Source organism: Pseudooceanicola sp. NS-SX9 (assembly GCF_057380705.1).
Genome location: NZ_CM170818.1, coordinates 2,342,238 through 2,362,675 on the forward strand (window position 1 = coordinate 2,342,238; position 20,438 = coordinate 2,362,675).

The window sequence follows — 20,438 nt, forward strand, 5'->3', positions numbered from 1 at the left end:
CCCGCGCCCGACCGGCGCGGGGCAGATCGCGGTCCCGGCAAAGTGACCCGAGTTCGGCCCCGGGCGCAATTGACGGCTGCGCCGCGCACCCAACTTATGGTACCAAACAGTCCCGCCCCTTTGACCCCGCCCCACTTTGACCCCGCCCCACTTTGACACGGACCCGACGCATGACAGACCCCGCCCCTCGCCCCGACCGCCGCAGTTTCCTCGGGATGGCAAGCGCCGCACTGATGCTTGGGGCGACGCGCGCGCAGGCGGCCGAAGACGCCACGCACCTGACCCTGCTTGCAGGGCGGGCCGACGTGGTCTTCGACACCCTGCCGGTGGGCGATTTCGGCGCCCAGAACGATCCGCTGCAGGTGCGGGTGCTGATGCTGGACGACGGGCACCGCAAGGCGGCGCTGGTCAGCGTCGATCTGACCTCGATCGGGGCGCCGCTGGTGGCGACCTTTGCGCAGAAGGCGGCCGCGATCCTGGGTTGCGCCGCCGATCAGGTCAATGTCGGCGCCGGCCACAGTTTTGCCACGCCGCATGTCTTTGCCAAGGGCGCGGCGCCGGCCGACACGGATCCCGCCGACAACGACCGGCTGCGCGCCGCCTACGAAACCGCCCTGGAAGCCGCCGCCACCCGGGCCGCCGCCGCGCCGGTACGGGTGCGCATGGGGATCGGCACCGGGACCTCTCACATGGCGATCAGCCGGGACCGCAAGTATCCGCAGGGCTGGTGGCTGGGGTCCGACCCCGAGGGCTTTGCCGACACCGTCGTCACCGTGCTGCGCTTTGACCGCGCCGATGGCACGCCCGCCGCGATCCTGGCGAATTACGCGATGCAGCCCTCGGTGATGGATGGGGCCAGGGACGACCAGGGGCAGCTTTTGCTGTCGGGCGATCTGACCGCCGCCTTCACCCGCGAAATCGCGGCGCAATATGGCAATGACACGCTGGGGCTGTTCCTGCCGGGCGCCGGCGGCGATCAGGCGCCCTATCTGAAGATCACCCGCAACGGTGTCGATGCCGACGGCAAGGCCACGCTGACCAGCGCCGGCCCCGAGGCCACCGTCCTTCTGGACCTGCTGTCGCTGCGGCTGGTGCAATCGGCGACCGAGGCCGCGATGCAGCAGGCCGATGCGCCGCGGCTGGCGATCAGCGACGGCAGCGTCAGCGTGCCCTCGTATGATCATCCCCATGGCCGTCCCGAAGGTCCCGTGGCCTCGGTCGAGTATACCCAAGGGGCGGCCGTCGGGATCCCCTACCGGCTGCTGGCGATCGGCCCGGCGGTGCTGGTGCTGACCGCCCCCGAGCTTTCGGCCAGTCTGGGCGTCGCGCTGCGCGCGGCCTCGCCCTATGCGGCGACGATGGTGGTGACGATGGTCGGCAATGCCGCGAAATACCTGCCCGATCAAAGCGCCTATGATCGCTTCACCTACGAGGCCCGCAGCTCTGGCTATGCCCCCGGCGCGGGCGAGGCCTTTGTCGCCGCCGTCACCCAGGCGCTGAAGGACCTGCACGCCCGCGGTTAGGGCGCGTGCCGGGCCTGCCGCAGCGCCGGCAGGGCGATCCCCAGAAGCACCAGCGCGGCGGCCAGGAAGATGCCGCCGCCCAGCAGCCCGTAGCCCAGCGCCCCCAGCACGCCGCCCGCCAGAAAGGCCACGAGCGTGCCCAGATGCAGCAGCAGCCGGGCCCGCAGCACCGCATCCGCCCGCCCCGCCGCCAGCCCCGCCAGCGCGATGCCGATATCGGTTGCCACGCCCGACAGGTGGGTCGTGCGCACCCGCCCGTCCGAAATCCGCGTGGTGGCGGCATTCTGCACCCCCATGGCAATGCTCAGCCCCGAAAGCGTCGCCAGCGGCGCATGAAGCCCCGCCAGCGCCGCGATCAGCAGCGCCTCCAGCAGGATCGAATAGGCATGGATGCCGCGGATCCGCCGCGCCGTGCCAATCCCGATCAGCAGCGACGACAGGAAGGCGCCGCCGACGAAGGACAGCAGCAGCAGCCCCGCCACCGCCGCCAGCCCGATCCGACCCTGCACCAGATGCTCGCTCAGCAACGAGACATTCCCGGTCATGTTGGCCGAGAAATACCCCAGATCCCGGAACCCCGCCGCATTCACCGCCCCCGCCACCGCCGCCAGCAGCATCGCCAGCCGCAGATCGACCGCAGTGCTGCGCTCGGGGCCAAGGTGGATCAGCATGGCGCCCCCTCAGCCCGCGAAACGGTTGGCGGGGGGCATCAGGCCAAGGTTCTCGCGCAGGGTGGTGCCTTCGTATTCGGTGCGGAACAGGCCGCGGCGCTGCAGTTCGGGCACGACCTCGGTGGTGAAGCGGCGCAGATCGGCGGGGAAGACGTTGCTCATGACGCTGAAGCCGTCGGTGCCGTAGCTTTCAAAGCGTTCCTGCATGGCATCGGCGATATCGCTTGCCGTGCCCATCACCTGGTAATGGCCGACATTGCCGACGATCTTGCGCGCCAGCTGGCGGATCGACAGGCCCTCGCGCCGGGCCATGGCGACCAGCAGGTCCTGACGGCTTTTCTCGCGGTTGGTTTCGGGCAGGTCGGGCAGCGGGCCGTCCAGATCGCAATCCGACAGATCGACGCCCAGCCAGCCCTCCAGCCGGTCCATCGCCAGATCGGTGGGGATCAGGTCCTGCAGGGCGGCATAGCGGTCCTCGGCCTCCATCCGGGTGGCGCCGACCACCGGCAGGATCCCCGACATCACCTTCAGCGACGCGGGATCGCGGCCAAAGGCGGCCATCCGGCCCTTGACGTCCTTGTAGAAGGCCTGCGCGGCCTCGTTGGTGTCATGGGCGGAAAAGATCGCCTCGGCGGTGCGGGCCGCCAGCTGCATCCCCGGCACCGAGGCCCCCGCCTGAACCAGCACCGGCCGCCCCTGAGGCGAGCGCGGCACGTTGAGCGGCCCGCGCACCCGGAAATGCGCGCCCTTGTGGTCCAGCAGATGCACCTTGCCGGGATCGAGGTAACGCCCGCCCGCGCGGTCATCCAGAAAGGCGTCGTCCTCCAGCGTGTCCCAAAGGCCGGTCACCACATCGACGAATTCCTCGGCCCTGGCATAGCGGTCGGCATGCAGCGCCTGTGCATCGAGGCCATAGTTCATCCCCGCGAAGGGATCCGAGGATGTCACCATGTTCCACCCCGCCCGCCCCTGCGACAGCCGGTCAAGCGAGGCATAGAGGCGGGCGACGTTGTAGGGCTCGTTGAAGCTGGTCGAGGCGGTGGCGATCAGCCCGATGTTGCGGGTCACCATCGACAGCGCCGACAGCAGGGTGATCGGCTCGAACGGGCGGATGCCGTTATGGGCGGCGATGGCCGACAGATGCGGCTTGTTGAAGGGCATGGCGGGCACATCCGCCAGGAAAACCGCATCCATCTTGGCGGCCTCGGCCAGCTGCACCAGTTCCAGATAGTGCGCGACCTCGAACCCGGATGAGGCCTGCGGATCCCGCCAGGCGGCGGGATGCATCCCGGTGAAGGTCAGGAAGGCGTTCAGCTTGATCTGGTCGGGGCGGCGCATCGGAGGGCTCGGGCATTGAGGAGGTTACCCGCACCCTAGGAGCGTGACGCCCCCCGGACAAGGACCAGGGGACTGCAGGCCGCCCCTTCCCGCGGGACAGCCTGCCGCGACTGCCCGGCGCGGTGGCAGGGGCCGTCACGGCCCGGGGGAAGGCCCCATTGGTCCCGGGACCTCAGTGCGGGCGGGCGGCCTGGGCCAGATGGGCCTCGGCCTCGGGGTCGATCCCCAGACTGTCGGCGTCAAGCCCCGCCATCGGATCGGCATAGACCGCCATGTCCAGCTGCCCCTCGCTTTTCGCCACGATGGTCGAGACCACCGCATCCCCCGAGATGTTCACCGCCGTGCGGATCATGTCCATCAGCCGGTCGACCCCCAGGATCAGCGCGATCCCCTCGATCGGCAGGCCGACCTGGTTCAGCACCATGGTCAGCATGACCAGCCCCACCCCCGGCACGCCCGCCGTCCCGATCGAGGCCAGCACCGCCATGACGATCACCGTCAGATAGCCGCTGACGCCCAGATCGATGCCATAGACATTGGCCAGAAAGACCGTGGCGACGCCCTGCATGATCGCGGTGCCGTCCATGTTGATCGTCGCACCGAAGGGCACGGTGAACGAGGCCACGCCATTGCTGACCCCGATCCGTTCGGTGACGCAGCGCAGGGTGACGGGGATCGTGGCGTTCGACGAGGCGGTCGAGAAGGCAAAGACCTGCGCCGGGCGCATCTTGCGCAGGAACACCGCCGGGCTGAGGCCCGACAGCCCCTTCAGGAACAGCATCAGCGTCCCGAAGAGATGCAGCAGCAGCGCCCCCACCAGCACCAGCACATAGGTCAGCACCGGCAGGAACAGCCCGATGCCCTGTTCGGTGAAAGTCTTGGTGATCAGGCAGAAGACGCCGATGGGCGCAAAGGCCATGACGATCTGCACCACCTTCATCATCAGCTCGTTCAGGTATTCGCAGGCCTCGACGAAGGGTTTCGAACGGTCCCCCAGCATCAGTGCCGCCACCCCCAGGATGATGGTGTAGAAGATGATCTGCAGCATCTCGCCATTGGCGAAGGCCGCCACCGGGTTCCTCGGCACGATGGCCGCGAACGTGTCCCAGACCGAGGGCGCGGCCTTGCCCGCGACCCCCGCCGTCTCGACGCCCGACATCTCGAAGCCGCGGCCCGGCCCGACGATCAGCGCGATGACGATGGCAACCGCGATCGCCGTGGCGGTGGTCAGCAGGTACAGCACAAAGGACTTGCCCCCCACGCGCCCCAGCACCCGCACATCGCCGATCCCCGCCACCCCGCAGATCAGCGAGAAGAACACCAGCGGCACCACCAGCATCGACAGCGCATTGACGAACATCTTGCCCACCATGGCGAACAGCCCGCCGATGATGGTCTGGTTGACAAAGCCGATCTGCAGCTGGTTCAGGATCACCCCCAGCACCAGCCCCGCCCCCATGCCGATCATCACCTGTGTCGTCAGCGACATGCGGTCCGCTTTTCCGGAAAGTTCTGCCATGCTCATCCTCCTGATCCGGGCTGTGCGACGGGTGGCGCCCCGGCCGCCCCAAAAGTGACTTAGCGTCAATCCTGCGCAGGTCACGGGCCCGTGTCTTCCGGTTTCGCCCGAAATGCCTGCCCCCTGCCGCGATTCCGGGCCGGGGTGCCGCCGGTTTCGGCACCCCGGCCCGCTTGACAGCCGCCCTGCCCCCGCCGATAACACCCCCACGTCAGGGGAGTCCCGCCTAGGGGACTGAGAGGCTGACAGGGGGAAACCCCGGTGACGCGACCCTTTGAACCTGACCCAGTTGATGCTGGCGTAGGAAGACCGAAGGGCATTTCCGCATTCTCTGTGAACCAGGGGCGGTCCTTTCGGGCCGCAAGGGCCCAGTCGCGCAGGCACCGGGTCCCCATGGCCCCTTTCTGCCAATAGTCTCAATCGGGTCTCTGAAAAGGAGACCGATATGAAAGACACCGTTCCCGCCATCACCACCGGCGGCCTGCCCGCCTCGCGCAAGGTCTATGTCGAAGGCGGCAGCCACCAGATCCGCGTGCCCATGCGCGAGATCGCCGTGACCGGCGAGGCGCCACTGACCGTCTACGACGCCTCGGGGCCCTATACCGATCCCGCCGCCGCCATCGACATCGCCCGGGGCCTGCCGCAGGTCCGCGGCGGCTGGCTGCAGGCGCAGGGCCATGTCGAGGCCTACACGGGCCGCACCGTCACCGAGGCCGACAACGGCTTTGCCACCGGCGCCCGGCTGACCCCCGCCTTCCCCGAGGCCCGCACCGTGCTGCGCGCAACCGAGGGCCGCGCCGTCACCCAGCTGGCCTATGCCCGCGCCGGCATCATCACCCCCGAGATGGAATTCGTCGCCATCCGCGAGAACGAGGGCCGCGCCGCCTCGGCCGGCCCCCGCGACGGCGAGGCCTTCGGCGCCGACCTGCCCGATCTGGTCACCCCCGAATTCGTCCGCCGCGAGATCGCCGAAGGCCGCGCCATCATCCCCGCCAACATCAACCACCGGGAGCTTGAGCCGATGATCATCGGCCGCAACTTCAAGGTGAAGATCAACGCCAATATCGGCAATTCGGCCGTGACCTCCAGCATGGAGGAAGAGGTCGAAAAGATGGTCTGGGCGATCCGCTGGGGCGCCGACACGGTGATGGACCTCTCGACGGGTCGCAACATCCACAACATCCGCGACTGGATCATCCGCAACGCCCCCGTGCCGATCGGCACGGTGCCGCTTTACCAGGCGCTGGAAAAGGTCGGCGGCGTGGCCGAGGACCTGACCTGGGAGGTCTTCCGCGACACGCTGATCGAACAGGCCGAACAGGGGGTGGACTATTTCACCATCCACGCCGGGCTGCGCCTGCACATGATCCCGATGACCGCCCGGCGCGTCACCGGCATCGTCTCGCGCGGGGGGTCGATCATGGCGAAATGGTGCCTGCACCACCACCGCGAAAGCTTCCTCTACGAGCATTTCGAGGAGATCTGCGAGATCTGCCGCCGCTACGACGTCAGCTTCTCGCTGGGGGACGGGCTGCGCCCCGGCTCCATCGCCGATGCCAATGACGAGGCCCAGTTCGCCGAGCTGCGCACCCTGGGCGAACTGACGCAGATCGCCTGGGCAAGGGACTGCCAGGTGATGATCGAGGGCCCCGGCCATGTGCCGATGCACAAGATCAAGGCCAACATGGACGAGCAGTTGAAACACTGCCACGAGGCGCCCTTCTATACGCTCGGCCCGCTCACCACCGACATCGCGCCGGGCTATGACCACATCACCAGCGCCATCGGCGCGGCGATGATCGGCTGGTTCGGCACCGCGATGCTGTGCTACGTGACGCCCAAGGAACACCTTGGCCTGCCAGACCGCGACGACGTTAAAACGGGCGTTATAACGTACAAGCTGGCCGCCCATGCCGCCGATCTGGCCAAGGGGCATCCGGGCGCGCAGCGCCGCGACGACGCCCTGTCGCGCGCGCGGTTCGAATTCCGCTGGGAAGACCAGTTCAACCTTGGCCTCGACCCCGACACCGCCCGCGAAATGCATGACGAGACCATGCCCGCCGAGGCCCACAAGGTCGCGCATTTCTGCTCCATGTGCGGGCCCAAGTTCTGCTCGATGCGGATCAGCCACGACATCCGCGCCGAGGCCGCCAAGCAGCAGGGCCTGCAGGAGATGGCCGGCAAGTTCCGCGAGGCAGGGGAACTCTATATCCCGGCCGGGGCGGAATGATGCATTCGGTGCTGGGATCGGGGGTGGCTGCGCTCTGCGCGGCCACGGCCCTGACCGATGCGGGGCTGGCGGTCGAACTGATCGCCCCCGAAGACGCGCCGCCCCCCGCCTCGCGGCTGGCGGGGGGGATGCTGGCGCCCTATTGCGAGGGCGAGGCCGCCCCCGAGGTCATCGTCACCCGCGGCCAGGCCGCGATCGACTGGTGGGAGGCCCATGTGCCGGGCGTCATCCGGCGCGGCACGCTGGTCGTGGCGCCGCCCCGCGATGCGGTGGAACTGGACCGCTTTGCCCGTGCCACCCGTGGCCATGCCCCGGCCGATCCCGGCGTGCTGGAACCCGACCTGCAGGGCCGCTTTGCCCGCGGCCTCTTCTTTGCAACCGAGGCGCATCTGACCCCGCGCCGCGCGCTGGCCGCGCTACGCGACGGGCTGGCCGCACGCGGCGTGGCGATCCGCGACGGCGGCGCCCCCCGGGGCCGCATCATCGATTGTCGCGGCCTGGGCGCCCCCCTTCCCGGCCTTCGCGCCGTGCGTGGCGAGATGCTGCAGCTTTACGCCCCCGACGTCACCCTGACCCGGCCCGTGCGGCTGCTGCATCCGCGCTTTCCCTGCTACATCGTGCCCCGCGGCGCGGGCCACTACATGCTGGGCGCCACCATGGTCGAAAGCGCCCGCCCCGGCCCCGTCACCGCCCGCGCGGTGATGGAGCTTCTGTCGGCCGCCTACACCATCCACCCCGCCTTCGCCGAGGCCGAGCTGACCGCCACCGCCGCCGGTCTGCGCCCCTCGCTGCCCGACAACATCCCCGCGATCACCCGCGCGGGGGACCGCATCCACCTGAACGGCATGTATCGCCACGGCTTCCTGATGGCGCCGGTGCTGGCCATGGACCTTGCCGCGATGCTGACCAAGGAGAGCCCCACATGCGCATCGAGCTGAACGGAACCCCGCTGGACACGGACGCGATAACGCTCGCCCAGCTGCTGGATCTGCAGGGGGTCGAAGCCGCCTGCGTGGCCACCGCCCTTGACGGGCAGTTCATCCCGCGCGAGGCCCGCGCCGACACCCCCCTGCAGCCGGGGATGCGGATCGAGGTCCTGTCGCCCATGCAGGGAGGCTGAGCGATGTTCTACGGAACCGAACTGGACAGTCGGCTGATGCTGGGCACGGCGCAATACCCCTCGCCCGCGGTGCTGCAACAGGCGATTGCCGCCTCGGGCACGCAGGTGATCACCGTCTCGCTGCGCCGCGAAGGCGCCGAAGGTGCGGCCTTCCGCGAGATCCTTCAGGCCAGCCCCTGCCGCATCCTGCCCAACACCGCCGGCTGTCATAGCGCCCGCGAGGCCGTCACCACCGCCCATATGGCGCGCGAGGTCTTCGGCACCCCCTGGATCAAGCTTGAGGTCATCGGCCATGCCGACACGCTGCAGCCCGATCCCTTCGCGCTGCTCGAGGCCGCAAGGATCCTGTGTGCCGAAGGCTTCCAGGTCTTTCCCTACACGACCGAGGACCTGATCCTGGGCGAAAAGCTGGTCGAGGCCGGCTGCCGGGTGCTGATGCCCTGGGGGGCGCCCATCGGATCGGGCCGTGGCCTCAGCAACATCGACGGGCTGCGCCGGATGCGGGCGCATTTCCCCGACCTGCCGCTGGTGATCGACGCCGGGATCGGCGCGCCGTCGCAGGCGGCACGGGCGATGGAGATGGGCTTTGACGCGGTGCTGCTGAACACCGCCGTCGCCAGGGCGCTCGATCCCGTCGCCATGGCCCGCGCCTTTGGCCAGGCGGTCCAGGCGGGCCTTGCGGCGCATCGCGCGGGCCTGATGCCGGAACGCGACATGGCGCAGGCCTCGACCCCGATCTTTGGCATGGCGGAACTTTCATGACCCTCGACCCCTTCTACCTGATCGTCGGAGACGTTTCCCTGGCCGAACGCCTGGTGCCGCTGGGCGTCCGGCTGATCCAGCTGCGCCTGAAGGATCTGCCCGCGCCCGAGCTGCGCCGCCAGATCGCCCGCGGCCGCGACCTTTGCGCCGCACATGGCGCGCAGCTGGTGGTCAATGATCACTGGCAACTGGCGCTGGAGCTGGGCTGCGATTTCGTCCACCTGGGCCAGGAGGATATGGACCTTGCCGATTTCGACGCCCTGCGCCGGGCGGGCGTGCGCTTTGGCCTGTCGACCCATGACGGCCCCGAGCTGGAGCGCGCCCTGGCGGAACGGCCTGCCTATGTGGCGCTTGGGCCGGTCTATCCGACGGTGCTGAAAAAGATGAAATGGGGGCCGCAGGGGCTGGAGCGTGTGGCCGCATGGAAGGCCCGGGCGGGCGATGTGCCGCTGGTGGGGATCGGCGGGCTGACGCCCGAACGCCTGCCGGGGCTGTTCGCGGCCGGGGCCGACAGCGCCGCCGTGGTGACCGATATCGTCATGGCCGAGGACCCCGAGGCGCGCACCCTGCAGTGGCTGGCCGCCACCCGCGGGATCCCGGCATGAGCCGCTATGACCGCCAAACCCGCCTGCCCGGTTTCGGCGCCGAAGGGCAGCAGCGGCTGGCGCGGGCCCGGGTGCTGGTGGTGGGTGCGGGGGGCCTGGGCTCGGCGCTGCTGCCGCTGCTGGCGGGCGCAGGCGTCGGGCAGATCCGCATCGCCGATCCCGACCGGGTCGAGGCACACAACCTGCACCGCCAGACCCTGTATCGCATGGCCGACATCGGCCAGCCCAAGGCGCAGGTTGCGGCCCGGGCCCTGCAGGCGCTGAACCCCGAGATCCATGTTGCCGCCGATCTGCTGCGCGTGGATCCGGCACGGGCCCCCGGTCTGGTCGAAGGCGCGGATCTGGTGATCGACGCCGCCGACAGCTTTGCCACCAGCTATGCGCTGTCGGATCTGTGCGAGGATCTGCGGCTGCCGCTGATCAGCGCCTCGGTCACCGGGCGGGCGGGCTATGCGGGGGGCTTTTGCGGCGGCGCGCCGGGCCTGAGGGCCGTGTTTCCCGACCTGCCCGCGCGGCTGGGCAGCTGCGCGGAAACCGGCGTCATGGGGCCTGCCGTCGCGATGATCGGCGCGCTGCAGGCACAGATGGCGCTGGCGGTGCTGCTGGGCCAGCAGCCCGCGCCCCTGGGGCAGCTGATGACGCTGGATCTGGCCACATGGCGCACCGGCGGTTTCCGCTTTGATCAGGCGCCCGCGCCCGAACGCCTGCCGCAGATCCTGGCGGCCAGCCAGACCGGCCCCGGGGATCAGCTGATCGACCTGCGCGATGCCGCCCCGCCCCCGCCCGATCCCGACCGCCGCGTGGTCTTTCGCTGCACCACCGGCCTGCGCGCCTGGCGCGCGGCCCGGGCGCTGGTGCAGCAGGGCCACCCGAATGTCGCCATCATCGGCGACGGTCAGGGCTGAATGCGAAAAGGCCCCCGCAGGGGGGCCTTTTCCGTCACTCTGACCTTGCACGAAGGCTTAAGCCTTGTCGCGGCCCAGCAGCGCATCGACCGAGATCGGGCCGCCGCCGAAGACGCTGATGTAGCCCAGGCCACCGGCCATCGACAGGTTCTTGAGGAAGTTCACCATCTGGGTCGAGGCATCATCGGCCCCGCTGAGGACGTCGGGCAGGTGGAAGATCAGCCCCGAGATCACCGAGAAGCCCGCCAGCAGGAAGGCCACGATCCGCGTCTGCCAGCCCAGGGCCAGCGCCAGGCCACCGCCCAGCTCGGTCAGGATGACCAGCGGCAGCAGGACGCCGGGGACGCCCATGGCCTCCATGTAGCCAGCGGTGCCGCCATAGCCCGTGACCTTCTGGTAGCCCGCGATGATGAAGATGGCCGCTGCCAGGATGCGACCGCCCGGCAGCGCAGCTGCACGGTAAATATCGATGATTTTCATAAGGTTGCCCTTTGGCTTTCCTGTAAGGAATTTCGGTTTCGCCGCACCGGCGGCTCTGATCCCGATCTAGACAACCTGCGGATTTCTATAAATTCAGAATTTTCGGACCATATGCGTGCATTTTTGCACGGTCAAATCCCCGTGTCAGGAACGTGAACGGCCAGGGTGGGTGCCCTGGCCGTCCGGATCTGCCATGGTCCCGGATCGCCCGGGCCGCCTTCAGTCGCTGTCAACCTCCGAAGGGACGGCGGCGGGCACCGCCCGTCCCAGGCGCCGCGCCCGCAGATCGGCGGTCCGGGCCGCGCGCAGGCCGGCCTCGGTCTCGGGCAGCCAGTCGATGTCAAGATGGCTGAGCGCTGCCTCGATCCGCAGATTGCGGGGCAGGCTGATGGTCTTGTCCTTGCGTGTCATGCGACCCTCCGTTGGGAAGATGGACACCGTCAGAACATCCACTCTGACGGGCCGGGGAAGACGTCTGGGAGCGAAATGAAGAACCTGTTCCCATATACTTACGCTGCACTGCCCCGGCTGGCAAAGGAAAAGCGGCGGCGCCTTGCGCTTTCCCCGACGCCTAGCTCCGGGGCAGCCGGCGGCGCAGGAAGGCCAGCACCAGCAGCGTCAGTGCCGCCAGGCCCCAGAACAGCCAGCGATTGGCCTCGGTCACGGCGGGGCGCAGCTCGGGCGGCACGGCGCCGCCCGACACCAGCGCCAGCGCCCGCGCTCCCGGCACGTGGCCGAAGGCGCCGATCAGCCCCGCCTGCCCGGCCGAGACCAGCGCCAGCACGATCCCCTCCGAGGCGACCCGGACCGTGGCGAACAGCCCCGTTGCAACCCCAGCCTTCTCGGGCGGTGCCAGCTCGACCGCGAGGCCGTCCATCACCCCCCAGGGCAGGCCGATGCCGGCGCCGATCAGCATCAGCGCCGCAATCAGCGGCAGCAGCGGACCGTCAAAGCGCAGCCCGCCCAGCAGCACCAGCCCCCCGGCCGCCACCGCCAGCCCCGCCAGCGCCAACCGCCCGCGTCCCAGCCCCGGCCAGCGCGACAACAGCAGCGGCACCAGAAAGACCGGCGCCGACAGCGCCATCAGCACCCAAGCCGCCGTGGTTTCCGAATGCCCCGCCCCAACCAGCTGCAGCGGCACCACCACCAGCAGCGACACGAAGCCAAAGCAGGTTGCCACCGGCAGCGCCTGCACCGCCTGCACAGCCGGATCGCGCAGCAGCGCCAGGTCGATCATCGGCGCCGGACAGCGGCGGCCATGGCGCAGGATCAAACCCAGCCCCAGCAGCGTCAGACCCGCCAGCGCGATTTCGGGCCCCGAGGCCAGGCCGCGGGCCGGAAGCTCGATCGCCCAGGCCGTCAGCGCGCAAAGCGTCCCGGCAAAAAGCACCGCACCACGCCGGTCGAAGGGCGCCTGCGCGGCTGCCCGGCTTTCCGTCAGCGCCCCCCGCCCCAGCAGCAGCGCCGCCAGCGCCAGCGCCGGGGACAGCAGGAAGACGCAGCGCCAGCCGCCCAGGGCCAGCGCCTCGCTGGCCAGCAGCGGACCAAAGGCCAGCCCCAGCCCGAAGGTGGCCCCCAGCAGGGAAAAGGCCCGGCGGCGTCGGTCAGCCTCGGGGATCTGGGCCAGCAGCGCGGTGCCCCCCGCCAGCGTCGCCGCCGCGCACAGCCCCTGCAGTCCGCGCAGCAGGTCCAGCACCGCAAGCCCCGGCGCCAGCACCATCAACCCGCCGCTGACGGCAAAGCCCGCCGCCCCCAGCCGGAACATCCGGCGCCGTCCGATGCGGTCCGCCAGCGCCCCCGCGACCAGCGGCAACGCCCCGAAGACCATCATGAAGGCATTCACCACCCAGCTCAGCAACGGGCCCTGCTGGTCGAAGGCGCGGGCCAGCGCCGGCAGGGCGATCGCCCCGCCCGAGAAGGTCACCGGCAAGGCCGCTGCCGCCAGGCAGATGGCCAGCACCGGGCGCAGGGAAGCGGGCCGCGCCAGCGGGCGCAGCGGATCGGAAAGGGCAGTCATCGGGATCTCCTGTCAGGACTGGCGACAGGATAGGCCTTATGATCCGGTCCGGAATGATCTATCCTGTCCGCTCATTACGGACATGAGGTTGTGAATGCCCCCTCCCAGCCTGAGCCTTCTGGAAAGCTTCGCCACCACCGCCCGGGCCGGGTCCTTTGCGGCGGCGGCGCGGCGGCTGGGGGTCTCGGCCTCGGCCATCGGCAAGGCGGTGCAGCGGCTGGAGAGCGAGCTGCAGGTGACGCTCTTTCATCGCACCACCCGCCAGCTGGAGCTGACCGAGGCCGGGCGTGGCCTGCTGGCGGGCCTGACCCCGGCGCTGGCCGCGCTGGAGGACACCCTGGCCGAGACCCGGGACCGTACCGGCCGCATCGCCGGGCCGGTGGTGCTGACGGTGCCGCTGGTGGGCTACCATCTGGTGAACGCGCGGCTGAAGACCTTCCTGGCGCGCCACCCCGAGGTCTCGGTCGAGCTGCGGCTGACCGACAACCTGGTCGATCTGGTGGCCGAGGGCGTGGACCTGGGGCTGCGCAACGGGCCCTTGCGCGACAGCAGCCTGACGCAGCGCCGTTTCGGCGGGTTCCGGCACGGGCTGTTCGCCGCGCCCGAATACCTCAAGGCCCGGGGGATGCCGGACCTGCAGAACCTGGACCGCCACGACCGCATCGGCTTTCGCTTCGAAACGACCGGACGGCTGCAACCCTGGCTGCGCCGCGATGGCACGGTGCTGGCGCTGTCACCGCCGCGCATCCTGACCACCGCCATCGAAGGCGCCCGCACCGCCGCGCGCTGCGGCATGGGGGTGGCCTGGCTGCCCGACTTCATCCTGCAGGACGACCTGGAGCGCGGCCTTCTGGTGCCGGTACTGCCCGAGACAATGGGCGAAGAAGGGGAATTCTTTCTGGTCTGGCCCGCCAGCCGCGCCCTGCCCCGTCGGATCCGGGCGCTGATCGACCACCTGGGCTGTGCCGCCCCGCAGGATGCCGCTCTTCGGCCCTGACAGCGATGGATCCGAAAGGTCCGGCCGGGACCTATGCCCCTCGGGGCGCGACTTGCACCGGTCGGGATCAAGTCGGCCATCGGCCCGCTTTCCGGGCTGGACCAAGACGGCCCGCCCTGCCGCATGGGCTGCGCGTGCCTTCGAAGCCCCGGCGATCCAAAGGCCCTGCCACGCTTCTGAAGACCACCGCACCCCGGCGATTCCGCCGTGGCGGCCCCCAGGCCTGTCTGCCTGCAGGGGCTGCCCAGGTCCGCGCCTGCCACCGGACAGCCAGGCCAAGGCGCCCGTCAGAAGCTGTCCTGCACCCGCAGATGGCTGTGGCGATGCGCCCCCTGGGCACCGTGTTCATGTTCCTCGAACTCGGTCGCGACGGGGATCAGCGCCAGACGGCCATGGCGCACGCCGCGCTCCAGAAACAGCGAGCCCGCGAAATCCTCGACCTCGGCGACCTGGCCACGCATCACCGTCACCTCGACCGCTTCCTCGTGGTCGATCGGCACCGAGAGCGAGGCCACCGTGCGGTCATGCCGTTCATGGCGCCGCAGCGGCACCCGGCGCACCAGATCGCGCTTCGACAGATCCAGCGTATAGCTGATCACGCCGACGCATTCCGCCGCCTCGGGCGCCTCGCGCGCAAGCGACCGCCGCATCAGATCGCGCATCGCCTCGGACCGGTTCTTGGCCCCCGAACGCTCCATATAGGCGTCCAGCGCCTCGAGAAGGTCCTTGTCCAGGGTCATCGTGATGCGCTCCAAGCTGGCCTCCTGTCTGATCCGGCTGCGCCCTGTGTCGCCCAGATGGCGGCAAAAGTCCAACCTGCGGCGCAAGAACGCGGTTGTATGAAAAACAATGCCGGAAATCATATTCCCGATTGAGACCTCCCCCCCGAAGGGCGTATGGTCCGACCCCAGACCGACCCTTCCGAAAGGCCCCTTTCCAATGCACATCCCCGACGGATACCTCTCGCCCCAGACCTGCGCCGTGGCCTATGCGGTGGCCGCGCCCTTCTGGTACGTGACCTCGAAACGGGTGTCGCAGCTGATGCAGACCCGCACCGTGCCGCTGATCGCGGTGGTCTCGGCCTTCAGCTTTGTCGTGATGATGTTCAACCTGCCGCTGCCGGGGGGGACCACGGGACATGCGGTGGGCATGGCGGTGGCGGCCATCGTGCTGGGGCCATGGGCGGCGGTGGCGGCGGTGTCGATCGCGCTGCTGGTGCAGGCGGTGTTCTTCGGCGACGGCGGCATCACCGCCTTTGGCGCCAACAGTCTGAACATGGCCATCGTCGGCCCCTTCGTGGCGCATTGGATCTATCGTGCGGTCTCGGGCGGATCGGCGGTGACGGCGCGGCGGCGCGTGGTGGCGGCGGCGCTGGCGGGCTATGGCGCGATCAATGTCTCGGCGCTGCTGGCGGCGGTCGAATTCGGCCTGCAACCGATGTTCTTCCATGATGCGAGCGGCACGCCGCTTTATGCCCCCTATCCGCTGTCGGTGGCGGTGCCCGCGATGATGCTGGGCCACCTGACCTTCGCGGGTCTGGCCGAAGCGGTGATCACCGGCGGCATCGTGGCCTATCTGCAGGGCGCCGACCCGGCGCTGCTGACGCCTCCGGGCCAGGCCGCTGCCCCCCGCACCGGCTGGCGCCCGACGCGCAAGCTGTGGGCCGGGGTCGCCGCGCTGATGATCCTCAGCCCCCTCGGCCTGCTGGCCGCCGGCACCGCCTGGGGCGAATGGAGCGCCGAGGATTTCGCCGATCCTGCCGGTCAGGCGGCGATCTCGGCCGCGTCGGGCCATGCGGCGGCGCCGGAAACCGTGCCTGCGGGGCTTGAGAAACTCTCGGCCTTCTGGACCGCGCCGATGCCCGATTACGCGCCCGCCTTCCTGCACAGCGAGGCCTTCGGCTATGTCCTGTCGGCGCTGCTGGGCGGCGGGGTGATCCTGATCGCCTTCCTGGCCCTGCAGGCGCTGACCCGCCGCCGCCCGCTGAGCGCGGGCTGAGACCGGCCATGGCGCTGCCCGAAGCCTCGTTCGGGGCCTGCGACTGCACCCGGGCGCCCGCAGGGCGTGGCCGGGCGCTGGACCGGCTGCTGCGCGGCCTGGCCAAGGTCGCGGCCCATGCCCGCACCGCCGAAGACACCGCCGCGCGCCCCGGCCTGCTGCAGGCCCTTGATCCACGGATCAAGGTGGCGGGGATGGTGGCGCTGATCGTCTCGGTCACGCTGGTGCATCTGCTGTGGGCGCTGGCGGCGCTGTTCGGGCTGGCGGTCGCGCTGGCGCTGGCGTCGGGCGTGGGCCCGGGGCGGCTGGCGCGACAGGTCTGGATCGGCGTCGGGCTGTTTTCCGGCGCGCTGGCGCTGCCGGCGCTGGTGGTGGTGCCGGGCCCGGCGCTGTGGCATCTGCCGGGCCTGGGCTGGCCCATCACGCAAACCGGCCTGCGCAGCGCCGCCTTCCTGCTGGGCCGCGCCGAGACCGCCGCCACCTTCGCCGTGCTGCTGATCCTGACCACCCCCTGGCCGCATGTGCTGAAGGCGCTGCGCAGCCTCGGGCTGCCGGTGGCGCTGGTGGCGATCCTGGGGATGACGCATCGCTACATCTTCCTGTTGCTGCAGGCAGCCGAGGACATGGCCGAAGCGCGCCGGTCCCGCGTGCTGGGCGCCCTGCCCGCCGCGACCGAGCGTCGCCTGGTGGTCGGTGCCGCGGGCGCGCTGCTGATGCGCTCGCTGGCGCTGGCCTCTGACGTGCACATGGCGATGATTGCCCGCGGCTATCGCGGCGAGCCCCGCCTGATCGACGATTTCCGCACCCGTCCGCGGGACTGGCTGGCGCTGCTGCTGGCGCTTTCGGTCCCTGCGGCGATCCTCTGGCTGCAAAGATGACGACACCGATTTTCGAACTGACCGACCTGCATTACGCCTATCGCGACACCCCCGCGCTGCGGGGGCTGGAGCTGACCATCCACGCGGGCGACCGGGTGGCGCTGCTGGGGCCGAACGGGTCCGGCAAGTCGACGCTGCTGCGGCTGCTGGACGGGCTGGCCTTTGCCGATAGCGGCACGCTGATGGCCTTCGGCGCCGCGCTGACCGAAACCCGCCTGATGGAGGCCGCGGAAAACCACGCCTTCCGCCGCCGCGTCGGGCTGGTCTTCCAGTCGCCCGACGTGCAGCTGTTCAACCCCACCGTCCTGGACGAGATCGCCTTCGGCCCGCTGCAACTGGGCTGGCCCCGCGAAGAGGTCCTCTCGGCCGTCGAGGAGGCGCTGACCACCTACGATCTGGGCGCGCTGCGCGACCGGGCGCCACACCGGCTGTCGGGCGGGCAGAAAAAGCGCGTGGCGCTGGCTTCGGTGCTGGTCAGCCGCCCCGAGGTGCTGCTGCTGGACGAACCGACGGCGGCGCTGGATCCGGCCAGCCGCCGGGCGCTGGTCGAGGTGCTGAACGGCCCCGCCCTGCGGGACCGCACGCTGATCATCGCCACCCACGAGCTGGGCCTGGTCGAGGCCGTGGCCGAACGCGCCGTGGTGGTGCTGGACGGCCGCGTCATCGCCGATGACACCCCGGCCGCGATCCTGTCGGACCGCGACCTGATGCGCCGCGCGGGGCTGGGCTACTAGGGGATCACGACCGCGGGGCGATCGCCCTGACGATCTGGTCGGTGTTGTACTGCATCAGCTGCAGATAGCTGGCGGCAGGTCCGTCGGCGCCCGACAGCGCCTCGGGGTAAAGCTCCCCACCGGCCTCGGCGCCGGTGGCCTGGGCGATCTGCTTGACCAGCCGGGAATCGTTCGAGTTCTCGAGGAAATAGACCTTGACCCCCTCGTCGCGGATCTGGCCGATCAGCGCCGCCACATCAGCGGCCGAGGCCTCGGTCTCGGTCGAGACGCCAAGCGGCGACAGGAATTGAACCCCATAGGCCTGGCCGTAATAGCCGAAGGCATCGTGGCTGGTCAGCACCTTGCGGTCAGCCGCAGGGATCGCGCCGATTTCGCTGCGGATCTTCGTATCCAGTGCCTTCAGCTTGTCGCGGTAGGCGGCGGCGCTGGCGTGGATTGCGGCGGCATCCCCAGGGTCGGCCTTGACCAGGGCGGCCTCGATATTGTCGGTCCAGACCAGCACGTTGGGGATGCTGTTCCAGACATGGGGATCGGTGACGGTGCGGCCATCCTCGTCAAAGACATGGGTCTTGATCCCCTGCGAGACGATCACCGGCGGCTGAACCGCCCCCGAGGCCTTGGCCAGCCGCTCGAACCAGCCCTCCAGCCCCTCGCCGCTGAGGAAGGTGACGGCGGCGTCTTTCACTGCGCGGGCATCCTCGGGCGAGGGTTCATAATCATGCGGGTCGCCATTGGCGGGGACCAGGCTGCGGACATGGACGTGATCGCCGCCCACCTGGGCCACCACATCGGCCAGCACGGTAAAGCTGGCCACCACGTCGATGGTCTTTGCCTGGGCGGCGGGGCTCAGGGCAAGGCCCAGCACCCCGGCGCCCAGAAGGGCCAGCAAAGGTCGTTTCTGCATTTCGGTGTTTCCTTGGGTTCAGCCCGCCAGATGCGGGCGTTTCAACAGCCTGCGCAGCGCCCCGGAAGGGCCCAGAAGCAGCGACAGGACATAGATCAGGCTGGCGGTCAGGATGATCGTCGGCCCCGAGGCCAGCCTGAGGTGATAGGACAGCAGCAGCCCCACAAGGCCCGATCCGGCGGCACTGAGGGCAGCGATGGCGAACATCCCCGGCAGGCTGCGCGCCCAAAGCTGTGCAATCGCCGCTGGCAGCATCATCAGCCCCACCGCCATCAGCGTGCCGAGGGACTGGAAGCCCGCGACCAGATTCAGCACCACCAGCAGCAGGAACAGCAGGTGATAAAGCGGCCCCCTCCCGCCGACGGCACGCAGGAACCCCGGGTCAAAGCATTCCGCCACCAGCGGCCGGTAGATCAGCGCCAGCACCAGCAGGGTCAGCGTGGTGATCGCCCCGATCAGCATCAGCGCCTGGGCATCGATCGCCAGGATGGTGCCGAACAGGATGTGCAGCAGGTCGATGTTGGACCCCCGCAGCGACACGATCAGCACCCCGAGCGCCAGCGAGGTCAGGTAGAAGCTGGCAAAGCTGGCGTCCTCCTTCAGGCGGGTGGTGCGGCTGACCAGCCCCGACAGCAGCGCCACCCCCAGCCCCGCGACCAGACCGCCCAGCCCCATCGCCAGCAGCGACAGATTGCCCGCGATCAGGAACCCCACCGCGGCGCCGGGCAGCACGGCGTGGCTCATGGCGTCGCCCACCAGGCTCATGCGGCGCAGCATCAGCAGCACCCCCACCGGCCCCGCGCCAAGGCCCAGCGCCAGCGACGCCACCAGCGCCCGCCGCATGAAGCCGAAATCGGCGAAGGGGGCGATCAGCAGGTCATGGGGGCTCATGCCGGATCCCCCGGGATGTCGCAGACCGGGGCGGCCTCGTCCCAGCCCTCGGCCATGGCGCGGGCGCGCAGCAGGTTGGCCGGCGTCAGCGTGGTTTCGGTCGGGCCCCAGCCGATCAGCCCGCGCGCCAGCAGCAGGGTCTGCGGGAAATGCGCCCGCACCTGGTCAAAGTCATGCAGCACGGCGATCACGGTACGCCCCTCTCCGTGCCAGCGGGTGACGATCTGCAACAGGTCGCGGGTGGTGCGGGCGTCGATGGCGGTGAAGGGTTCATCAAGGATGATCACAGGGGCATCCTGCATCAGCAGCCGCGCGAACAGCACCCGCTGGAACTGCCCCGCCGACAGCGCACCGACGGGACGGGCATCAAAGCCCTCCAACCCCACGGCCTGCAGGGCGCGGCGGGCGCGGGCATCCAGCGCCCGGGTGATGCCGCCGAAGGCTCCGATGCGCTGCCAGGCCCCCAGCAGCACGGTATCAAGGACACTGATCGGGAATTGCCGCTCGATGGCAGCAGCCTGCGGCAGATAGCCCAGATCACGGCGGCTCAGCCCCTCCAGCGTGATCCGGCCCTGGGCCGCGGGCAGGTCCCCCATCAGCGCCTTCAGCAGGGTCGACTTGCCCGCACCATTGGGCCCGGCGATGGCGGTCAGGCTGCCCGGCGCGAACTGCCCCGAGACATGGTGCAGCGCCGGATGGCGGTCATAGGTGACGGTCAGATTGTCGAGGCGGATCGCGGGCCGGGTCATGGCAGGGCCACCGCCCAGGCAATCGCCCCCCACAGCAGCAGCGCCAGCAGCGCAGCCCCCAGCAGACGCTGATGCGCCGGGCGGGCCAGCAGGGACGGGAAACGGGATCTGGACATC

General features: G+C 69.9%; 21 protein-coding genes and 1 riboswitch. Of the genes, 11 read left to right on the top strand and 10 right to left on the bottom strand.

All coding sequences use genetic code 11. The features are described 5' to 3' along the window. Positions 1-170: 170 nt before the first annotated feature. Positions 171-1,523: a hypothetical protein gene (locus AC2ITM_RS11165; protein ID WP_486466724.1), complete on the top strand. Its 1,353-nt coding sequence runs from the start codon at positions 171-173 to the stop codon at positions 1,521-1,523. Here AC2ITM_RS11165 and AC2ITM_RS11170 read toward each other — a convergent pair. The 3 genes from AC2ITM_RS11170 to AC2ITM_RS11180 all read right to left on the bottom strand — a co-directional run bounded on the left by AC2ITM_RS11170 (position 1,520) and on the right by AC2ITM_RS11180 (position 5,051). Further along, a complete protein-coding gene (locus AC2ITM_RS11170) occupies positions 1,520-2,194 on the bottom strand; it encodes a YoaK family protein (RefSeq protein ID WP_486466725.1) in 675 nt (224 codons plus the stop codon). The two genes, AC2ITM_RS11165 and AC2ITM_RS11170, sit on opposite strands and share 4 nt — an antisense overlap. A 9-nt stretch (positions 2,195-2,203) precedes the next feature. Beyond that, complete coding sequence (locus AC2ITM_RS11175; RefSeq protein ID WP_486466726.1) at positions 2,204-3,532, bottom strand: LLM class flavin-dependent oxidoreductase; 1,329 nt, start codon at positions 3,530-3,532, stop codon at positions 2,204-2,206. Between the two features lie 172 nt (positions 3,533-3,704). Next, positions 3,705-5,051 carry a dicarboxylate/amino acid:cation symporter gene (locus AC2ITM_RS11180; protein ID WP_486466727.1) on the bottom strand — a complete coding sequence of 449 codons (1,347 nt, stop codon included), beginning with the start codon at positions 5,049-5,051 and terminating at the stop codon, positions 3,705-3,707. Between the two features lie 203 nt (positions 5,052-5,254). Further along, positions 5,255-5,375, top strand: a riboswitch (TPP riboswitch). Positions 5,376-5,496: 121 nt separating this feature from the next. On the opposite strand from AC2ITM_RS11180, the gene thiC reads away from it, so the two are divergent. From thiC to AC2ITM_RS11210, 6 genes are read left to right on the top strand one after another with little or no spacing between them, the layout of a single operon-like run. Next, complete coding sequence (gene thiC, locus AC2ITM_RS11185; protein WP_486466728.1) at positions 5,497-7,281, top strand: phosphomethylpyrimidine synthase ThiC; 1,785 nt, start codon at positions 5,497-5,499, stop codon at positions 7,279-7,281. Continuing rightward, positions 7,281-8,219 (top strand): FAD-dependent oxidoreductase, encoded by a 939-nt coding sequence (locus AC2ITM_RS11190; RefSeq protein WP_486469420.1) that lies wholly within the window; start codon positions 7,281-7,283, stop codon positions 8,217-8,219. The genes thiC and AC2ITM_RS11190 overlap by 1 nt, the downstream gene beginning before the upstream one ends. Further along, the gene (gene thiS, locus AC2ITM_RS11195; RefSeq protein WP_486466729.1) at positions 8,204-8,401 is read left to right on the top strand and encodes a sulfur carrier protein ThiS; all 198 of its coding nucleotides are present in this window, start codon (positions 8,204-8,206) and stop codon (positions 8,399-8,401) included. Before AC2ITM_RS11190 ends, thiS begins: the two co-directional genes overlap by 16 nt. A 3-nt stretch (positions 8,402-8,404) precedes the next feature. Continuing rightward, positions 8,405-9,163 carry a thiazole synthase gene (locus AC2ITM_RS11200; protein ID WP_486466730.1) on the top strand — a complete coding sequence of 253 codons (759 nt, stop codon included), beginning with the start codon at positions 8,405-8,407 and terminating at the stop codon, positions 9,161-9,163. Beyond that, positions 9,160-9,768 carry a thiamine phosphate synthase gene (locus tag AC2ITM_RS11205; protein WP_486466731.1) on the top strand — a complete coding sequence of 203 codons (609 nt, stop codon included), beginning with the start codon at positions 9,160-9,162 and terminating at the stop codon, positions 9,766-9,768. The genes AC2ITM_RS11200 and AC2ITM_RS11205 overlap by 4 nt, the downstream gene beginning before the upstream one ends. Then, positions 9,765-10,673 carry a HesA/MoeB/ThiF family protein gene (locus tag AC2ITM_RS11210; RefSeq protein ID WP_486466732.1) on the top strand — a complete coding sequence of 303 codons (909 nt, stop codon included), beginning with the start codon at positions 9,765-9,767 and terminating at the stop codon, positions 10,671-10,673. The genes AC2ITM_RS11205 and AC2ITM_RS11210 overlap by 4 nt, the downstream gene beginning before the upstream one ends. Before the next feature lie 57 nt (positions 10,674-10,730). On the opposite strand, the gene AC2ITM_RS11215 is transcribed toward AC2ITM_RS11210, so the two are convergent. The 3 genes from AC2ITM_RS11215 to AC2ITM_RS11225 all read right to left on the bottom strand — a co-directional run bounded on the left by AC2ITM_RS11215 (position 10,731) and on the right by AC2ITM_RS11225 (position 13,170). Further along, positions 10,731-11,153: a DoxX family protein gene (locus AC2ITM_RS11215; RefSeq protein ID WP_486466733.1), complete on the bottom strand. Its 423-nt coding sequence runs from the start codon at positions 11,151-11,153 to the stop codon at positions 10,731-10,733. Between the two features lie 219 nt (positions 11,154-11,372). After that, positions 11,373-11,564, bottom strand: a complete 192-nt coding sequence (locus tag AC2ITM_RS11220; protein WP_486466734.1) for a hypothetical protein — start codon at positions 11,562-11,564, stop codon at positions 11,373-11,375. Positions 11,565-11,724: 160 nt separating this feature from the next. After that, positions 11,725-13,170 carry an MFS transporter gene (locus tag AC2ITM_RS11225; protein WP_486466735.1) on the bottom strand — a complete coding sequence of 482 codons (1,446 nt, stop codon included), beginning with the start codon at positions 13,168-13,170 and terminating at the stop codon, positions 11,725-11,727. A gap of 94 nt (positions 13,171-13,264) precedes the next feature. On the opposite strand from AC2ITM_RS11225, the gene AC2ITM_RS11230 reads away from it, so the two are divergent. Beyond that, the gene (locus AC2ITM_RS11230; protein ID WP_486466736.1) at positions 13,265-14,167 is read left to right on the top strand and encodes a LysR family transcriptional regulator; all 903 of its coding nucleotides are present in this window, start codon (positions 13,265-13,267) and stop codon (positions 14,165-14,167) included. A gap of 287 nt (positions 14,168-14,454) precedes the next feature. On the opposite strand, the gene nikR is transcribed toward AC2ITM_RS11230, so the two are convergent. Then, entirely contained in the window at positions 14,455-14,922 is a 468-nt protein-coding gene (nikR, locus tag AC2ITM_RS11235) for a nickel-responsive transcriptional regulator NikR (protein ID WP_486466737.1), read from the bottom strand. Positions 14,923-15,106: 184 nt separating this feature from the next. Here nikR and cbiM point away from each other — a divergent pair, with 184 nt between their 5' ends. The 3 genes from cbiM to AC2ITM_RS11250 are packed head-to-tail and all read left to right on the top strand — an operon-like array spanning position 15,107 to position 17,777. Next, positions 15,107-16,165 (top strand): cobalt transporter CbiM, encoded by a 1,059-nt coding sequence (cbiM, locus tag AC2ITM_RS11240; protein WP_486466738.1) that lies wholly within the window; start codon positions 15,107-15,109, stop codon positions 16,163-16,165. Between the two features lie 8 nt (positions 16,166-16,173). Beyond that, the gene (cbiQ, locus tag AC2ITM_RS11245) at positions 16,174-17,043 is read left to right on the top strand and encodes a cobalt ECF transporter T component CbiQ (RefSeq protein WP_486466739.1); all 870 of its coding nucleotides are present in this window, start codon (positions 16,174-16,176) and stop codon (positions 17,041-17,043) included. Further along, positions 17,040-17,777: an energy-coupling factor ABC transporter ATP-binding protein gene (locus AC2ITM_RS11250; RefSeq protein WP_486466740.1), complete on the top strand. Its 738-nt coding sequence runs from the start codon at positions 17,040-17,042 to the stop codon at positions 17,775-17,777. The genes cbiQ and AC2ITM_RS11250 overlap by 4 nt, the downstream gene beginning before the upstream one ends. 4 nt (positions 17,778-17,781) lie before the next feature. Here the strand turns inward: AC2ITM_RS11250 and AC2ITM_RS11255 are convergent, their stop codons facing one another. The 3 genes from AC2ITM_RS11255 to AC2ITM_RS11265 are packed head-to-tail and all read right to left on the bottom strand — an operon-like array spanning position 17,782 to position 20,321. Further along, positions 17,782-18,681, bottom strand: a complete 900-nt coding sequence (locus tag AC2ITM_RS11255) for a metal ABC transporter solute-binding protein, Zn/Mn family (RefSeq protein ID WP_486466741.1) — start codon at positions 18,679-18,681, stop codon at positions 17,782-17,784. An 18-nt stretch (positions 18,682-18,699) separates the two neighbouring features. Next, entirely contained in the window at positions 18,700-19,572 is an 873-nt protein-coding gene (locus tag AC2ITM_RS11260; RefSeq protein ID WP_486466742.1) for a metal ABC transporter permease, read from the bottom strand. Next, a complete protein-coding gene (locus AC2ITM_RS11265) occupies positions 19,569-20,321 on the bottom strand; it encodes a metal ABC transporter ATP-binding protein (protein ID WP_486466743.1) in 753 nt (250 codons plus the stop codon). Before AC2ITM_RS11265 ends, AC2ITM_RS11260 begins: the two co-directional genes overlap by 4 nt. Positions 20,322-20,438: the final 117 nt, after the last annotated feature.